Annotated in this window: 15 protein-coding genes; all 15 read right to left on the reverse strand. The window is 69.2% G+C overall.

Features of this window, described 5'->3' with window-relative positions:
* Window positions 1–224 precede the first annotated feature (224 nt).
* The 15 genes from R4I43_RS03255 to R4I43_RS03325 all read right to left on the reverse strand — a co-directional run bounded on the left by R4I43_RS03255 (window position 225) and on the right by R4I43_RS03325 (window position 15,553).
* A complete protein-coding gene (locus R4I43_RS03255; protein WP_324263988.1) occupies window positions 225–1,448 on the reverse strand; it encodes a cytochrome P450 in 1,224 nt (407 codons plus the stop codon).
* A gap of 400 nt (window positions 1,449–1,848) precedes the next feature.
* Entirely contained in the window at window positions 1,849–2,892 is a 1,044-nt protein-coding gene (locus R4I43_RS03260) for an LLM class flavin-dependent oxidoreductase (RefSeq protein WP_324263989.1), read from the reverse strand.
* A 177-nt stretch (window positions 2,893–3,069) separates the two neighbouring features.
* Entirely contained in the window at window positions 3,070–3,852 is a 783-nt protein-coding gene (locus tag R4I43_RS03265) for an enoyl-CoA hydratase/isomerase family protein (RefSeq protein WP_324263990.1), read from the reverse strand.
* Window positions 3,842–5,452: an AMP-binding protein gene (locus R4I43_RS03270; protein WP_324263991.1), complete on the reverse strand. Its 1,611-nt coding sequence runs from the start codon at window positions 5,450–5,452 to the stop codon at window positions 3,842–3,844. The genes R4I43_RS03265 and R4I43_RS03270 overlap by 11 nt, the downstream gene beginning before the upstream one ends.
* 45 nt (window positions 5,453–5,497) lie before the next feature.
* On the reverse strand, window positions 5,498–7,195 hold the full coding sequence (locus R4I43_RS03275) for an FAD-dependent oxidoreductase (protein ID WP_324263992.1): 1,698 nt from the start codon (window positions 7,193–7,195) through the stop codon (window positions 5,498–5,500).
* 89 nt (window positions 7,196–7,284) lie between these two features.
* Complete coding sequence (locus R4I43_RS03280) at window positions 7,285–8,121, reverse strand: mycofactocin-coupled SDR family oxidoreductase (protein WP_324263993.1); 837 nt, start codon at window positions 8,119–8,121, stop codon at window positions 7,285–7,287.
* Window positions 8,091–9,782, reverse strand: a complete 1,692-nt coding sequence (locus R4I43_RS03285) for an FAD-dependent oxidoreductase (protein ID WP_324263994.1) — start codon at window positions 9,780–9,782, stop codon at window positions 8,091–8,093. The genes R4I43_RS03280 and R4I43_RS03285 overlap by 31 nt, the downstream gene beginning before the upstream one ends.
* A gap of 53 nt (window positions 9,783–9,835) precedes the next feature.
* The gene (locus R4I43_RS03290) at window positions 9,836–10,678 is read right to left on the reverse strand and encodes a mycofactocin-coupled SDR family oxidoreductase (protein ID WP_324263995.1); all 843 of its coding nucleotides are present in this window, start codon (window positions 10,676–10,678) and stop codon (window positions 9,836–9,838) included.
* Between the two features lie 69 nt (window positions 10,679–10,747).
* Window positions 10,748–11,359 (reverse strand): nuclear transport factor 2 family protein, encoded by a 612-nt coding sequence (locus R4I43_RS03295; protein WP_324263996.1) that lies wholly within the window; start codon window positions 11,357–11,359, stop codon window positions 10,748–10,750.
* Window position 11,360: 1 nt separating this feature from the next.
* Entirely contained in the window at window positions 11,361–11,795 is a 435-nt protein-coding gene (locus R4I43_RS03300) for an acyl-CoA thioesterase (RefSeq protein ID WP_324263997.1), read from the reverse strand.
* Window positions 11,792–12,220 carry a MaoC family dehydratase gene (locus R4I43_RS03305; protein ID WP_324263998.1) on the reverse strand — a complete coding sequence of 143 codons (429 nt, stop codon included), beginning with the start codon at window positions 12,218–12,220 and terminating at the stop codon, window positions 11,792–11,794. The genes R4I43_RS03300 and R4I43_RS03305 overlap by 4 nt, the downstream gene beginning before the upstream one ends.
* Entirely contained in the window at window positions 12,220–12,675 is a 456-nt protein-coding gene (locus tag R4I43_RS03310) for a hypothetical protein (protein WP_324263999.1), read from the reverse strand. The genes R4I43_RS03305 and R4I43_RS03310 overlap by 1 nt, the downstream gene beginning before the upstream one ends.
* Window positions 12,668–14,221, reverse strand: a complete 1,554-nt coding sequence (locus tag R4I43_RS03315; RefSeq protein WP_324264000.1) for an AMP-binding protein — start codon at window positions 14,219–14,221, stop codon at window positions 12,668–12,670. Before R4I43_RS03315 ends, R4I43_RS03310 begins: the two co-directional genes overlap by 8 nt.
* Before the next feature lie 31 nt (window positions 14,222–14,252).
* Window positions 14,253–15,113: a nuclear transport factor 2 family protein gene (locus R4I43_RS03320; RefSeq protein WP_324264001.1), complete on the reverse strand. Its 861-nt coding sequence runs from the start codon at window positions 15,111–15,113 to the stop codon at window positions 14,253–14,255.
* On the reverse strand, window positions 15,110–15,553 hold the full coding sequence (locus tag R4I43_RS03325; RefSeq protein ID WP_324264002.1) for a nuclear transport factor 2 family protein: 444 nt from the start codon (window positions 15,551–15,553) through the stop codon (window positions 15,110–15,112). The genes R4I43_RS03320 and R4I43_RS03325 overlap by 4 nt, the downstream gene beginning before the upstream one ends.
* Window position 15,554 lies beyond the last annotated feature (1 nt).

The raw sequence follows: 15,554 nt of genomic DNA on the forward strand, positions 1-15,554 counted from the left end.
ACCAGCGGCGCTCGTGGCGGCCACCCATCCCGCGACCACGCATCGGCAACGCAGGCGCAGGCGTCATCAACCCAGGAAACCGGTGCGGTTTCCTGGATTTCGGCCCCGCGCTGTGAAGTCGGCGTGCACTGAGCGCTGAAGCGTATGTCGGCGCTCGACACCACCCCTCGCCCGCGGAGTAGCCACGCCGCGGACACCTGCCGCCGACGTGCGAGGCGTCGCGGCTACGCGTTGGGGAACAGCGGGGACGCCAGGCGGCGCTTCCCGGGCGTGAAGCTGCACGGGATGGAGTGGTAGCCCGCGTTGGTGCCTTGGTCCGGATACCGGACGATGCCGTCGATGTCCACCACGTAGTCCGGCATCCGCTCCAGCACCTGGCCGATCATGGTGCGAGCCATCGCACGCCCGAGGTGCGATCCCGCGCACCGGTGGATGCCAAGACCGAACGCCATGTGCTTGTTCGGCCACCGGGTGATGTCGACCTGGTCGGGATCGTCGAACTGCCGCGGGTCGCGGTTCGCCGACGCCCAGCTCATCAGCGCGCGGTCACCCGCGCGCAGGTGCACCCCCTGGAACTCCGCGTCCCTGGTGACCGTGCGAGCGAGCGCCTGCGTCGGGGAGAAGACCCGGAGGAACTCCTCGACCGCGACATCGATCATGCTCGGGTCGTCGATGAGCCGTTGCCGCTCGCCGGGGTTCTCGTAGAGCCAGACCAGAGCTTGGGTCACCAGCGAGGCCGTGGTGCCGACCCCACCCGAGATGAGCAGTTCGAGGATCGAGTAGATCTCGTCGTCCGTCATCTTCCTGCCGTCGACCTCGGAGGCGAGGAAGGCGCTCGTGGCGTCGTCGGTGGGCTGCTCCCGCCGGGCGGCGATGTGGGCGCGGACGGTCTTCTCCACCCAAGGGACCGCGACATCCCTCGCGTGCGCGTACTCGGCCGAGTCCGGCGGTGCGGAGACGAGCGTGTGCATCGCGTCCACGTAGCGCTTGTACTCCGAGGCGTCGAGGCCCAGCCAGTCCACGGTCACCGCGGCGGGAACCCCGGCCACGAACGCGAGGTCGGCCTCACCGGCCTCGATGATCTCGTCGATGAACCCGGTGACGAACTTGTCGATCACGTCGGCGAGCTGACGCACCGCGGCCGGTGAGGTGACGGCGTTGACCGCCTTGCGGTAGCTCCGGAACTTCGGCGGGTCGAGTTCGATCGGGATGTGGAAGGCGGTCGGAGCCTTCGGGATGATGATGGCGAGCCCCTCCCCGCCGTGCTCGGACCTGGCCGATGAGAACAGGTCGTCGTCGCGGGAGGCCTCGAACACGCTCGGGTAGTCCGAAAGCACCCAGAACCCGCCGTGCGCTTCGGTCCAGGCGACCGGGCACTCCTCGCGGAGTTCGCGGTACGCACCCACGTGATCGGCGGCGTGCTCAGCAGAGTGGTGATCGAAATGCACGATCGGACAACGAGGTTGCTCGGTCACAAACATCACTCCTCGGAAACTTCCCTGATAATAGTTATCGGCAAACCGGCGTCAAGGGCTTGCTCTCACCCCAACCGATGACTCCCGTGACCCGGTTTTCGACCCCAAGGATCTGAATGCAGAAAGGAATCCGCTCGCCATGAAGTTCCAGGTGGGCCGGCACCTGGACTCCGGAAAGGTCTGCACCAAGGCCGAACCGTCGCCCGGATTCGGAAGCCGGTCGTGACACTTCCGCGAAATCGAGTCGATCTCCGGCGAGTCTCGATCCAGCTGTTGCCGCACGCCAATACGAACGCATTTCTGGTTCCATTGCCGAGCACCTCGCGAATCTCGCATCCCGAGACCTTCCCGATCCGCCCGCGAACACGAGCCCTCACACCGGCGTCGAATCGAGGAAGTCCGCGAAGCTGCGGGGCCGCAGGTCGCGCAGCGGAGCGACGATCTCCCGGCCCACCTCCTCGAGGTAGGCCGCCGTCTGCTCGGCATCCATCCCCGGCCAGTGCGGACGGATGAGCAGCGGACCGATGGGCAGTTCCTCGGCGATGCGCGCGATCTGCGCGCGGCACTGCTCGGGATCACCGAGGATGACGTGGTCCTGCACCGTGGAGGCGAACTCGTCCCGAACCGCGCCCTCGTCCAGCAAGGTCATGCCGCGGCCGGCGTAGGCCTCGTACTTGTCCCGCGCCACCGCGGCGAACCGGGTGACGGCGTCGTCGAAGTCCGAACCGATCATGAGCTCCCGTCGCAGCGGAAGCGGGAACAGCTCCAGCCCCCGGCTCATCCGCTCCGCGGCGTAGAGCTCGATCAGGGATTTGACCTGGTCCACCGTCTGCTGAGGAGTGATCGTCCAGACATCGCCGTGCCGGGCGGCGCGCCGCACGCCCGTCTCCTTCATCGCGCCGAGCCAGATGGGTGGACGCGGCTGCTGGAGCGGGTGGACGTGCGTCGGCGCGTCTTCGATGGTCCAGAACCGTCCGCGATGGGTGACGCGGTCCTGGGACCACAGCTTCGACATCACCTCGATCAGCTCTTCCAGCAACCGGTAGCGCTGCTGGAAGGGCACCCCCATGACCTCGTACTCAGCGGGGAGGTAACCGGTCCCGAGCCCGACGACGAGACGACCTCGGGTGACGACGTCGAGGGTCGCCAGCTCCTCCGCCAGGATCACCGGGTGGTGGACGGGACCGACGAGGACGGTCGTGCCGATCTTGACGTGCTCGTCCAGCTCGGCCGCCAGCCGCGCGAGCAGCGGGATCGGCTGGAACCAGCGATATCCGTCGTAGAGGAAGTGCTGACCGATGGTCAGGTAGGTGAACCCCGCGCGCTGAGCCGCCTCGACCTTGCGCAGCATCAGATCGAGGTGTTCCGCTGGCGAGGAACCGACCGGCTGGTCCCCCATCAAGATTCCGAACTCCAACGCAAGCTCCTCACCGCGTCGTGGGGTCACGCTTCGCCAGGTCGGCGGCTCCCGCGATCTCAGCGGGCGCCCAATGCCCGACGACGTGGGGCGCCACCGGATTAATTATGCTTACTATTATACTAGTTTTGCGGCGGTGGGGGAACCCTCCGACCGAGTCCACCGAGGATCCGGCCGTCAACCCCCGCTCGCCCTGGACTCGCGGAAGGCCTTGACCGCGTCCCGGTGCTCATCGGTGCCGAACAGCAGCGCGGTGGCCTCCACCGATTCGTTGAAGCCCCCATCGGTGTCCCGGTTGATGAACGCCTTCGCGCACCGCACGGCCAGGCTCGGCCGGGAGGCGATCTCCGCGGCCAGCGACACCGCTTCGGACAGCAACGACTCGTCCGGGTGCACCTCCTGGACAACACCCGCTCGCTCCGCCCGCTCGGCGTCGATGTCCCGGCCGCTGAGGGCCAGGTAACGCGTCCAGTGCCGACCCATCACCGCAGGCCCCCGCACCACGCCGAAGCCCGGCATGAGCCCGACCGCGGGTTCCTTGAACGCGAACCTGGCGGACTGCCCCGCCAGCACCACGTCGCAGGCCAGGGCCAGTTCGGTGCCGCCGCCGTAAGCCAACCCGTTGACCGCGGCGATGACCGGGACAGCGCAGCGCTCCACCGCGTGGAACGCCTCGTACACCCGCCGCAGGTGCGGACGGGTCCGGTGCACATCACCGTCCAGCCCGGCGAACATGTCGATGTCCCCACCTGCGGAGAACGCGCGGCCGGCGCCCGTGATGATCACGGCGCGCACCGCTCCTCCCCCATCGCCTTCTTCCCCGAGCCCGTCCATCACCTCGCGGAGCTCGCGAAACCACGCCTGGTCCATCGCGTTGAGCTTCTCCGGCCGGGACATGGTCAGCTGCAGCACACCGGGGTGCGGCTCGGATCGCGTGAAGCGGGTCAGCTCAGCAGTCATCGAGATCCGCCTCCCGGTCCCAGGTGTCCGCGGTGACGCCTTCGGCCTGCAGCTTGTACTTCTCGACCCGCTGGCTCGGCGTCATCGGCAGCTCCGGCAGCACCCGCACGTACCGCGGGAGCGCGAAGGAGGTCAGCGAACCCGAGCAGTGCGCGATCAACTCGGCCGGGGTCAGGGACCGCCCCGGCGCGAGCACCACCGCCACCATCACGTCCTCCTCGGAGACCTCCGACGGGACGCCGTACGCCGCGGCCTGGGCCACCGCCGGGTGGTCGGACACGACCCGCTCGACCTCCCACGAGGAGATGTTCTCGCCGCGACGCCGAACGGTGTCCTTGATCCGGTCCAGGAAGGTCAAGTACCCGTCCTCGTCGAGCAGACCGCGATCGCCGGTGTGGAACCACAGGTTCCGCCAGCTCCGCGCGGTCGCCTCCGGCATCGCGTGGTAGCCGTCGAACATCCACCCCGGTCTCACCGGGCGCGCGACGATCTCACCGGCCGCACCGGGCGGCAGCGGTTCATCGCGTTCGTCGACGACCGCCACCTCGTAGTTCGCCGAGGCCGAACCCGCCGTACCGATCTTGCGCCGGTGCGGCGGCATGTCCGTGACGATGGAGACCTCGGTGCTGCCGTAGATCTCCGTGAGCCGCACGTCGAATCGGCGCTCGAACGAGGTGAAGATCTCCGGCGGGCAGGGCGCACCGAAACCGAGCCGCACCGGGTTGTCGGCGTCGTCGGCGCGCGGCGGCTGCTTGTGGAGGATGCTCATCATCGCGCCCTGGTAGTTGAAGGCCGTCACGCCGTGCTCCCAGCAGCGGTCCCAGAACCGGCTCGCGGAGAACGTCCGGTCCAGGACGAGATCAGCTCCCGCTTCGATCGCGGCCATGACGCTGCAGTACCGGGCGTTGCTGTGGAACAACGGGAACACGCTGTAGAGCCGGTCTTCCTCGGTGTACCCGAGCAGGTCGACCGTGTGGCGAGCCAGGTTGACGTTGGCCCGGTGGCTGAGCAGCGCGCCTTTCGGCGGACCGGTCGTGCCCGAGGTGTAGAGGATCACCGCGGTGTCCGCGGGATCGACCGGCCCCAGATCACCCGGGGGGTGCTCGGCGAGTCCGGCCAATCGGTGCCGGACGAGGCCGGTGGGCTCCGGCTCGCCGTCCCCACCGCGGTGCTCGTCCCCGTCCTCGCGGTGGACGATCAGATGCACCAGGGACTCGACTCCGGTCGCGCACTCCCGCACCTGCGATTCGAACTCCGCGTCGCAGACGATCGCCTTCGCGCCGGCGTGTTCGAGGAAGTATCGCAGCAGGTAGGAGCCGCTGGCGACGTTGAGCGGGACCTCGACGAGACCGGATTTCGCGAGACCGAACCACACCTGCAGGCACGCGACGCTGCTGCGCATCAGCACGCACACGCGATCGCCTCGGCGGAGCCCGAGTGCGGCCAAACCTCCCGCCACACGACCGCTGATCTCGTCGAGCTCCTGGTAGGCGATCCGCTGCTCGGCCACCAGAGCCGAAGCCGAGGGAGCGCGCTGGGCGGATTCGCCCAGCCACTCGCCTATCGTCCGCGCCCCCTCGCGCGCCCGCGGTCCCGTCATCTCGTTCCTCCCCGGCCCCGTTTCGGCTGCTCGACCGCGCACGGCCTACGGCGTCGGCGCGCCGCCGAGTTCGTTCGACACGAGGTAGGCGAGGGTGACCCCGCGACCGAGCGCGAATCCGCTGTTGTAGCCGGAACCAGTGGTGGTCAGCGCCGCGCACGAACCCACGGCGAAGAGACCGTCGATCACCTCGCCGCCGGCGTCGAGGACGTGGCCGTCCCCGTCGATGTGCACTCCGCTCGATCCGATGCCGGTCCCGACGAACTTCAGCCGCAGCCCGTGTAACGGCGGCTTGACCAGCTCGCCGAGCACCGGGCTCGGCTTGTTGCCGGGATCTCCGGCGAAGCGGTTCACGTAGGTGACCGTTCCCCTGCCGAAGTCCGGGTCCTCGCCGCGCGCCGCGTTCTCGTTGAAGCGCGCCACGGTCGACTCGAACTGCTCGGGGTCGATGCCCAGCGCCTGCCCCAGCTCGTGGAGCGTCGGCCGCGAGGTGACCCACCCCTCCGGGTACGTGCCGCCCGGCGGGGTCGCGGCCAGACCGTACTTCTGCCGGTGCTGGTCGTCCCAGACCAGGAAGAAGGGCAGGTGCCGGTCGTCGGGGTCCAACGTCTTCGCGACGATGTCGACCCAGTAGGAGTCGTTGCAGAACCGCTGACCTCGCGCGTCGACGATCATCGAGTGCGGCATCGCGTACTCGGGGCCGTACCCGTAGCCGGTCCCGACCTGCGAGCGCCAGCCGGGCAGCATCGGCACGCTCGTCGCGGGGATCTTGGCGACCGCTCCGCCGACCGACCGGGCGAGCTTGATGCCGTCGCCGCGCAGGCTCTCCGGCGCGACGCTGCCGAAGTCCTCGGGCTCGATCCCCACCATCTCGCGCACCAGGTCCGGATCCCAGTCGTAGGTGCTGGTCGCCAGCACGACTGGACCGCGCACCTCCACCGGCCCGGCGGGGCCGTCCGCGCGGACCCCGGCCACTCGGCCGCCCTCGTGGAGCAGTGCGGTCACCGGATGGGAGGTGCGGATGTCGACGTGCTGCTCCTCCAGCAACCTCGCCAGGAAGCTCGCCACGACGCCGGTGCCGAAGGTCAGCGGGTCGTCGCCGCGGTGCCGGCCCGTCTTCCGCACGCCGTCGGCGACCCCGAACGCCGGAACGCCGGCGTGCGTGGCGATCTCATCGTCGTCGCCGGAATCGTCGACGTACGCCGCCCGCCGGCCCTTGATCAGCATGTCGTCGTAGGTCGTGCCCACCGGGAAGTACGGGCTGACCCGGAGGTGCTGCCGCCACTCGCCCAGCGCGCTGCCGTCGACCAGTTCGTTCGTGAGGTACCGCCCCACGGGCAGGGCTCCGTCGGCTTCGTCGTGGTAGTCGGCGAGCTCGGGAATCACCTTCCAGCGGATCGCCCCGACGTCCTCCCAGTGCTGGATCGCCTCCGGCGCCGTGGTGATCCAGCGCAGCATCGCCCGCTCGTCCAGGACCTCGGGCGCAGCGTGCGCGATCGCGCGCACGTAGCGTTCGGTGAGTTCCAGCGAATCCTCGATGCCCTCCCGCTCGGCGACGGGGTTTGCCCCGCACCAGACCTGACCGCCGGAGTAGGCAGCCGCCCCGCCGACGAGGTCGGCTGCTTCGAAGATCACCACCTGCCGTCCGTGGAGGGCGGCCCCCAGCGCCGTCGCCAAGCCCGACAGGCCCGCGCCCACGACGATCACCGGCTCCGCCGAACGTGCTCCCGGGCCCACTCCCATAACCGCACCCTCCGTCGAAAGAGTTGAAAGCAATCATCATCGGTGAATCTCGTCGTCCAGGTTCCGCGGGCGATCCCGGCCGAACCTGCTCAGCCCGCGTTGGCGGCGTTCGCGCCTGCGGCAACCGCGATCGTTTCGCCGGTGATGTAACGCGCCTCGTCCGAGCACAGGAAGACCATCGCGGCCGACACGTCAGCCGACTCGACCCACGGCACCGGCATCGCGTTGACGCCCTGGAACAAGGGGGCGACCTCTTCTCGCGTGGGGTGCTCGGCATCGGGCATGAACAGCTTGTACGCCGCCTCGTTCTGGATCATCGTGGTGTCGACCCCGGTGGGGCAGACCGCGTTGACCGTGATGCCCAGCGACGCGACCTCCTGGGCCAGCGACTTGACCAAGCCGATCAGCCCCCACTTGGTCGCGGAGTAGTGACCGACGTTCGGGTAGCCCATCTTGCCCGCCATCGACGAGGTGGCCACGATGCACCCGGCCCCCTGCTCGATCATCACCGGCAGGACGGCGCGCAACGTGTGGAAGGCTCCGGTGAGGTTCGTGCCCACCATCTCCGACCACGTCCGATCGTCCATGTCCGCGATCGTGGAGAACGTGAAGATCCCCGCGTTGGCCAGGCAGAAGTCGATCCGGCCCAGGTCTGCGCGCGCCTGCTCGACGAACGTGGTGACCTGCTCGGGATCGCGCACGTCGACGGTCGCGGCCCGGCAACGCCTGCCCAGGCCGGTGACCAGCCGCGCGGTCTCGTCCAAGTCGCTTCGCGTCGACATCGGGTAGGGCACGCTGTCCAGTTGCGCCGCGATGTCGCAGATGGCGACGTCAGCGCCCTCGCGAGCGAAGGCCAGCGCGTGCGAACGCCCCTGGCCCCTGGCCGCACCGGTGATCACAGCGACTTTGCCGTCGAACTTTCCCATGTTCCCTCCCCGGATTCATGCCTGCCCACCGGTCCTCGACCGGCCTCGTCAGCGGCCCGCCGACCCGCGCGATAACCGAACACCAGCGCGGGCCCGAGCGTCCCGCCCGCGCCGCCGTAGACCATCCCCGTCGGTCCGGCCATCGCGTTGCCCGCCGCGAACAGGCCAGGAACCACCGAACCGCGCACGTCGAGAACCTCACCGTCCACAGTGGTGCGCGGACCTCCCTTGGTGCCCAGCGCGCTGGCCACGATCGGCACGGCGTAATAGGGCGCGGTGTCCAGCGGGCCCAGCGTCGCCGAACGCCCCGGGTACGCGGCGCGGTCGCCGCACCACCCGTCGTACGCGCTCTCACCCCGGCCGAAGTCGACGTCCCTCCCCGAAGCGGCCAGGCGGTTCCAGCGCCGAACCGTCCCCGCGAGACCCTCCGCATCGATGCCGACCCGCTCGGCCAGTTCGGTCAAGCTCGGCGCTCGCACGATCCAGTCCGGTGCGGGGCCGCCCGGCGCCGCGCCGAACCCGCCGTAGCAGCGGACGTGCTCGTGGTCGAACACCAGCCAGCACGGCTGGTTGACGTAGTCGAAACGCGTCGGGTCGAACTGGTGGAACGCACCACCGAGCGCGTTGTAGTTCGCAGCCTCGTTGGTGAAGCGCAGGCCCCTGGAATTGACCATGATCGAGCGGGGAAGCGTGCGCTCGCGCAGCACGAGGCTCACCACTGGTCGCCCGTCGGGATGCCTGTCCGGCAACTCGACGACCGGAACCCACCACGCCTCGCTCATGTTGCCCAACATCGCGCCGGCCTGCATGGCCATGCGCAGACCGTCGCCGGTGTTGGTCAGCACCCCGGGCGGCATGCTCATCGGGCCGCGCAGGAAGTCCCGCACCAGCGCCGGATCGGATTCGAAGCCACCGGTGGCGATGACCACCGATCCAGCGCGCACCTCCGCCAGGCCCACCGGCCCCTCGAACCGGACCCCGCTGACCCGCCCGCGCTCGAACACCAGCTCCCGCGCTCGCGCCCCGACCACCGGCGAGACCCCGTGGTCGAGACACCCCCGGAGCAACGCCCCGACCATCGCGCGGCCAAGACCTTCGAGCTTCCGCTCCTGCCGCTGCCGCGCCACCTCCGGATCCAGCACGCCGGTGCCGCCGCCGATCGGCGTCTCCGCCACCAGCATCGGCCGTGTGACGCCGACGAGGCGAACGTCCCAGCCAGGAAGGCGGTCGAAGGAGAACAGCTCGGGCTCCAGCGACCGGCCCCCTCCCGGCTTCCCGCCCGGGTTCTCCGGGTGGTAGTCCGGGAACCCGGGTACGAGGCGCAGCTTCAGCGGGGTCGACGAGTCCAGCCACTCCACCAGTTCCGGCCCGGTCCGCACGAACGCTTCGGCGAGCTCAGGAAGGATCTTGCCGTGCGACAGGGAATCCAGGTATCCGAGTCCCTGCTCCTCCGAGTCCTCGACACCGGCCTCCGCCGCGCGCGGATTCGCCGGGATCCACGCCACGCCGCTGGACAACGCGGTCGTGCCGCCCACGAGGTCGCCCTTCTCGAACAGCCCCACGCGAGCACCGGACTGCGCCGCCACCAGGGCGGCGACCAATCCCGCAGCCCCGGTGCCGAGCACGACCACGTCGTAGGAACCTGCGTGCTGGTCGCTCATGTGCCGGACTCCCCGATCATCTCCCGCCGTGGGCGGTGAACCATGCCGCGCCCTCACTTGACGTAGGCCCCCGCGTCCACGGGAAGCGTCGCGCCGGTGACGTAGCGCGCCTCGTCGGAAGCCAGGTACAGCACGGCGTTGCTGATGTCCTCCGGCTCCACCCACGGCACGGGCATGGAGTTCATCGCCGTGAACCCGGGAATCGCCTTCTGCTGGCTCGGTTCGGGGTCCTCCGATGCGAAAAGCCCATAGACGCCCGGGTTCTGGATCATCGTCGTGTTGACGTTGGTCGGGTGCACGGTGTTCACGCGGATGTGGTGCGGCGCCAGCTCGTTGGCGAGCGTGCGCATCAGCCCCACGATGCCGTGCTTGGCCGCCACGTAGTGCCCCACGTTCTGGACTCCCTTGAACCCACCGATGGAGCTGGTGAACACGATCGATCCGCCGTTTCCCGCTTCGATCATGCTCGGGATCGCCGCGGTCGCCGTGTGGTGGACACCGGTCAGGTTGACGTCGATCATGTCCCGCCATTCCTCGGCGGTCAGCTCCCAGGTCTTGCGGAACGCCGTCGCGATCCCGGCGTTGGCCACGACGGTGTGCACCGGCCCGAGCTCGGCGACGCCGTGGTCGAAGGCCTTCTGGAGCGCGCCGAGGTCTCGAACGTCGGCCTTGGTCGCGACCACCCGGCGGCCGAGCGCCTTGACCTCCTTGGCCGTTTCGGCGAAGTCGTCTTCCGTGGCCAGCGAGTAGAAGGGCGTGACCGTGCGGATGTCCTCGCAGATGTCGACGGCGATGATGTCAGCACCCTCCGAGGCCAGGCGCACGGCGTGGCTGCGCCCCTGCCCCCGCGCTGCGCCGGTGATGAAAGCGACCTTGCCTGTCATCCGTCCTTGCACGAGATGCTCCTCTCAGGATCGCCGCGCTCAGCGCGGTGCCGCGTCTCGGGGTCCGCTCGGAGTGCCGCGTCAGCCGTGGAACTCGGCCCAGGTCGGCAGGTTTTCCGGGTAGTCCGCAGTGGTGGCACGACCACCGGGCCACCGCATCCGCTCCGCCCGGCCGAGGCCGTCGACGAGCTGGTCCGCGGGCAGGGCGTACTTGAAGGTCAGCGACCGACGCGCGAAGAGCCACCGGCCGTCCGCGCAGCGGTATTCGTCCTCGTACCGGAACGCGGCCAGCACCGTGCTGGACTCCATCACGAGCTCGGCGTGGCCCGCCGCCCACCCGACCGCCCGCCGACCGGGCAGCAGCTGGACCACGTGGGAGTCCGGGGTGTGCACCATCGACCGGTTGGCCCGCATCGCCTCGGTGTAGGCCTTGCGGAGCGCGTCGCGACCGACGGCCGCCTTGCCGCGCCGCTCGAACACACCGTCCGCGGTGAACATGTCGAGGAGCACTTCCAGGTCGTAGTCGTCGACCGCGCGGGTGTACAGCACCGCGAGATCCCGGATGGCCTCCCGATCCCGCATGTCCCGCAGCATCGCGAGGTGCGCCTCGACGTCGTCGGGCCCCGGGTGGTCGACCGCGGTCTGCGCGCGCACCATCGCCGCGAGATCGCTCGTCGGACGTTCTCGCACCACGTCAGCCTCCTGAGGGGACGGAGAAGTGCGGGCTCGGAAGGGATTCCAGGACTCGCCGCAGCGCGTCGGGGACCTGGGTCTTGGACCAGTCCGGGCCTCGGCACACGTAGGCCATGCGGCCCCGGGTGATCAGCTCCCCGTCCCTGGTGAACTCGTAGCCCACGGAGTACGAGCTGGTACCGATGTGATCGAGGACCAGCCGGCAGACGAGCCGGTCCAGCACCTTCGCCGGCCGCAGGTAGGTCGCACCGGAACTGACGCCCACCGTGATGATGCCCAGCTGATCGGACAACTCCCCGCTCCGCAGGCCGTGCGAGGACATCCACGAGGTGTAGGCCCGCTCCATCCACCGGTAGTAGATCGCGAAGAACGCGATCCCCACCGTGTCGCAGTCGCCGTAGGTCAGCTGGAACTCCAGCTCGTCGTGCCGTGTCACGTCATCTCCTCGTTCGCCTGCCCGACGGCGACGGTGGCGGTTCCGCTGAGCACCGTTGCCCCGCCCACCACGTCGAGCGAGACGTCGCAGTCCGCCAGGGTGGTTCCTGCCTCTGCGCGCACACCGGTGACCACACCGCCTGCGCTGAGCTCGTCCCCGGCGAAGACGTTGCCGCGAAGGCGCACCCGGAATCGCCGCAAGCGGTCGTGCCCGCCGCTCCAGGCGGCCAGCATGTTGAGCACGTAGGCCATGTTCAGCGGGCCCTGGTTGATCGGGCGCTCACCCATTCCCAGGGCCCGGACGACCTCGACGTCCCAGTGGATCGGATTGGGGTCGGCCAGCAAGGCCGCCGTGGTCTTCATCTTCTCGGCGCTGACCGCGGGCACCCGCCACTCGGGCAACCGCGCACCGACGACGACCTCCATCAGCCCCTCCGCGGGAAGACGATCGAGTTCCAGCAGGTCGCGACGTGCACCCCGTCGGCCTTGTCGCGCAGTTCGAGCTCGTACCCGACGAGGTCGAACGCACCGGCGGTCCGGCCGGACTTGCGGGCCGCGGAGGTGATCCCGCCGCTGACCTCATAGGTCGCCCCGACCACCAGCGGCCGGTGGATCGAGGTCTCGTGCTCGCCGAACATGGGGCCGTCCGCGGCCGTCGAGCCGAACCACGCGAACAGCTCGTCCCAGCTCACGCCCATCGCGCCGGTGGCGGCCATCCAGACGAACAGGGGGTGCGCCACCATCCCGCCAGGCTCGTCCAACGCGACATCCGCGACCAGCCACGCGCGCCACGGCTCGATGACGAACTCCCCGCCCGGGAAGCGGCGCCCCACCTGCCCGCGCACGTCCTCCGCCGACAGCGCGGTCGACCGGTCAGACATGGCGCCCCCGCCCGGCCCAATAGGGTTCCCGCAGCGCGCGCTTGAGGATCTTGCCGGTCGGGGCCTTCGGCAACTCGTCGACGAAGTCCACCGAACGCGGCTTCTGGTAACCGGCCAGGTGCCGGCGAGCCTGCTCGATGATGTCCCCTTCGGTGACATCGCTACCGGGCTTGGCCACCACGACCGCCTTGACCGACTCGCCCCACTCGTCGTCCGGCACTCCGATGACGGCGCACTCGAGCACCGCGGGGTGCTGGGCGACTGCCTCCTCGACCTGGACGCTGAAGATGTTCTCGCCGCCGGAGATGATCATGTCTTTCGCGCGGTCGACGATGAACACGTAGCGGTCCTCGTCCCAGGTGGCGACGTCCCCGGTCCACATCCACCCGTTGCGCAGCGTCTGCGCGGTGAGCTCGGGCCGGTTCCAGTAGCCGAGCATGTTCGCCTCGGACCGCACGATGATCTCGCCGGGCGTCCGCCCGTCCTGCGCGACGTCGCGTCCCTCGTCGTCGACGACGCGCACCGAGGTGCCGAACCCCTCGCGTCCGCAGGACCGCAGGCGCTCCGGCCGAACTCCCGCGAGGGCGTTCACGTGGTCCTCCTGGGAGAGGAAGCACATCGTCGAGCCCTCGGTCTGCCCGTAGCCCTGGATCAGGGTGCAGGGGAACGAGTCCAGTGACTGGCGGACGATGCTCGACGGCATCGGACCGCCGCCGTACTGGATGTTGCGCAGGCTCGACAGGTCGTACCCGTCGAAGCCCTCGACGGCCATCATCCAGTTCAGCATCGTGGTGATGCCCAGGAACGCCGACACCCGTTCGGCCTCGATGACCTCGAGCGCCTGCTTCGGTTCGAAGTTCACCAGCACCAACGGGCATCCGTGCTTGAGGTAGTTCATCGCCAGCACGACCGGGATGTGGTACATCTGCCCGGTCAGCATGTACACGTCGGTGGGCACGATCCGCTCGGCGACGGTCTGGTTGAGCATCCCGGCCGCGGCACTGCGGTGGGAGTGCAAGGCGCCCTTGGACTGCCCGGTGGTCCCCCCGGTGTAGAGGATGAAGAACGGATCGTCCTCGCCCACCTGCGACGACCACTCGGGTTCGTCGTCCGAAGCGGCGTCCACCAGCCGTTCCAGGCTGCCATCGCCGTCGGCGCCGAACTCCAGCCAGTGCGGGATGTCGACGTGCCGCTGCAGCTCGGCGACCGCGCCCGCCCACTCGGGCGAGCTGATGACCGCGCTGGGACGCGCGTCCCCGACGATGGCAACCAGCTCCGGGCTCGCCAGCCGCCAGTTCAGCGGTTGCAGCACCAGTCCTGCCCGGCCCGCGGCGAAGTACAGCGCCTGGTACTCGGCGCAGTTCCGCGAGAGCACCGCGACCCGATCACCCGGCTTCAGCCCCAGGTCGACCAGACCGTTGGCCAACCGCCGCACCATCGAATCCAGCTCCCACCAGGTGAGCCGGCGGTCGTTGGGGACGTCGAACAGGGCGTGCTGACCGGGGCACAACGCGGCCCACTTGGCAGGTATGAGTCCCTGGTTCACGCTTCCGCTCCTCGTCGCATCGGCAACCACCTCAGTACGGGAGATCGAGCTGGACGTGGCGCTTGCTGAACCGCCACGCACTGCCGTCGTGCACGAGCCGGTCCTCGTACCGCGCGGTCGACAGCACGGTCAGCTTCGCGCCTTCGACGGAGATCAGCGTCAGGTAGGACTCGACCGACACCGCGGCCGGCTCGGCCGAGCGGATCACCGCGTTGGTGACGATGTGACGCCGCTGGTCGGTCTGCGAGGCCAGGGAATCCCGCATGAGCTTCACGATCGCGTCCCGGCCTTCGAAAGGTCCGACGAGATCGCCGTCTTGGACGCGGAGGCTCATCACGGCGTCCTGCGTGAAGCAGTCCGCCATCGTGCTCATGTCGTTCTCGTCGTAGGCGATCGCGTACTTGTTGAGCACGTCCTCGATCGCGCCGCGGTCCGGGGAACCGCCGCCGGCCACCGCACCGGCCGACATGGGAGCCGGCTCCACCGTCCCGCCGAGCGCCTCGACCAGCGGGATCGGGTCGAAGTACTCGGCGAACCGCACGATCCCGTCACCCCGAACGGTCACCCGAGCGACGTAGTTGTTGCGGTAGGCCGCACCAGTCGCCTTGAACGACGAGTCCGACCGGTACTCGGCGACGTACTCCCCGTCCTCCTCCAGCGCCCAGATCCGGTAGTCGGAGAAGTTCAGCGGCGTCGCCATCTGCGGGAGCGCCTGGTAGAAGTCGTCGATCGCGGCCCGGCCCTCGATCGTGCGCGGGATGCCGTCCGGGGCGTACGGGATGTCCAGCCTGCCGTCGACGTGGAACAGCGGTGCGATGTCGTCGACGGCGAGCGCACCCACAGCATCCAAATAGGACTTGATGAGTTCTTTGCCTCGGTCCGAGTTGCTCATGCGTCGAATCCGTCCAGTTCGGGCGGGATCAGGGCAGAGATCACCCGCGATGCGATGCGCCAGCCGTCCGGCGTCGCGACGTAGTCGTCCTCGTTGAGAGCCACGGCTTTGAACGTGGCTCCGCTGTTCGTCTGCCCCTCGGAGAACACGTAGTTGGTCCCGTGCGCGCGATCAGTCGAGTCGAACTCGATCACGTGGTTGGTGATGATGTGGAACTGGCTGGCGATCGCTTCGGCGTCGCGCTCGAAGAACGCACGGATCTGCTCGTGGCCCTCGAAGCGCTCCAGACCGACGGCGGTGGCGTCCCAGACGGCGTCCTCGGTGAACGCCGACAGGGCCTCCTCCGGATCGAACCTGTCCAGACCGCGCGCGTAGCGATGCGTCGCCTGGACGATCTGCAGTTCGGCGGCCGCCGTGGCCGAAATCTGCGTGCTGGTCATC

Origin of the sequence: Saccharopolyspora mangrovi (assembly GCF_035320975.1) — a bacterium.
Lineage (GTDB): Bacteria > Actinomycetota > Actinomycetes > Mycobacteriales > Pseudonocardiaceae > Saccharopolyspora > Saccharopolyspora mangrovi.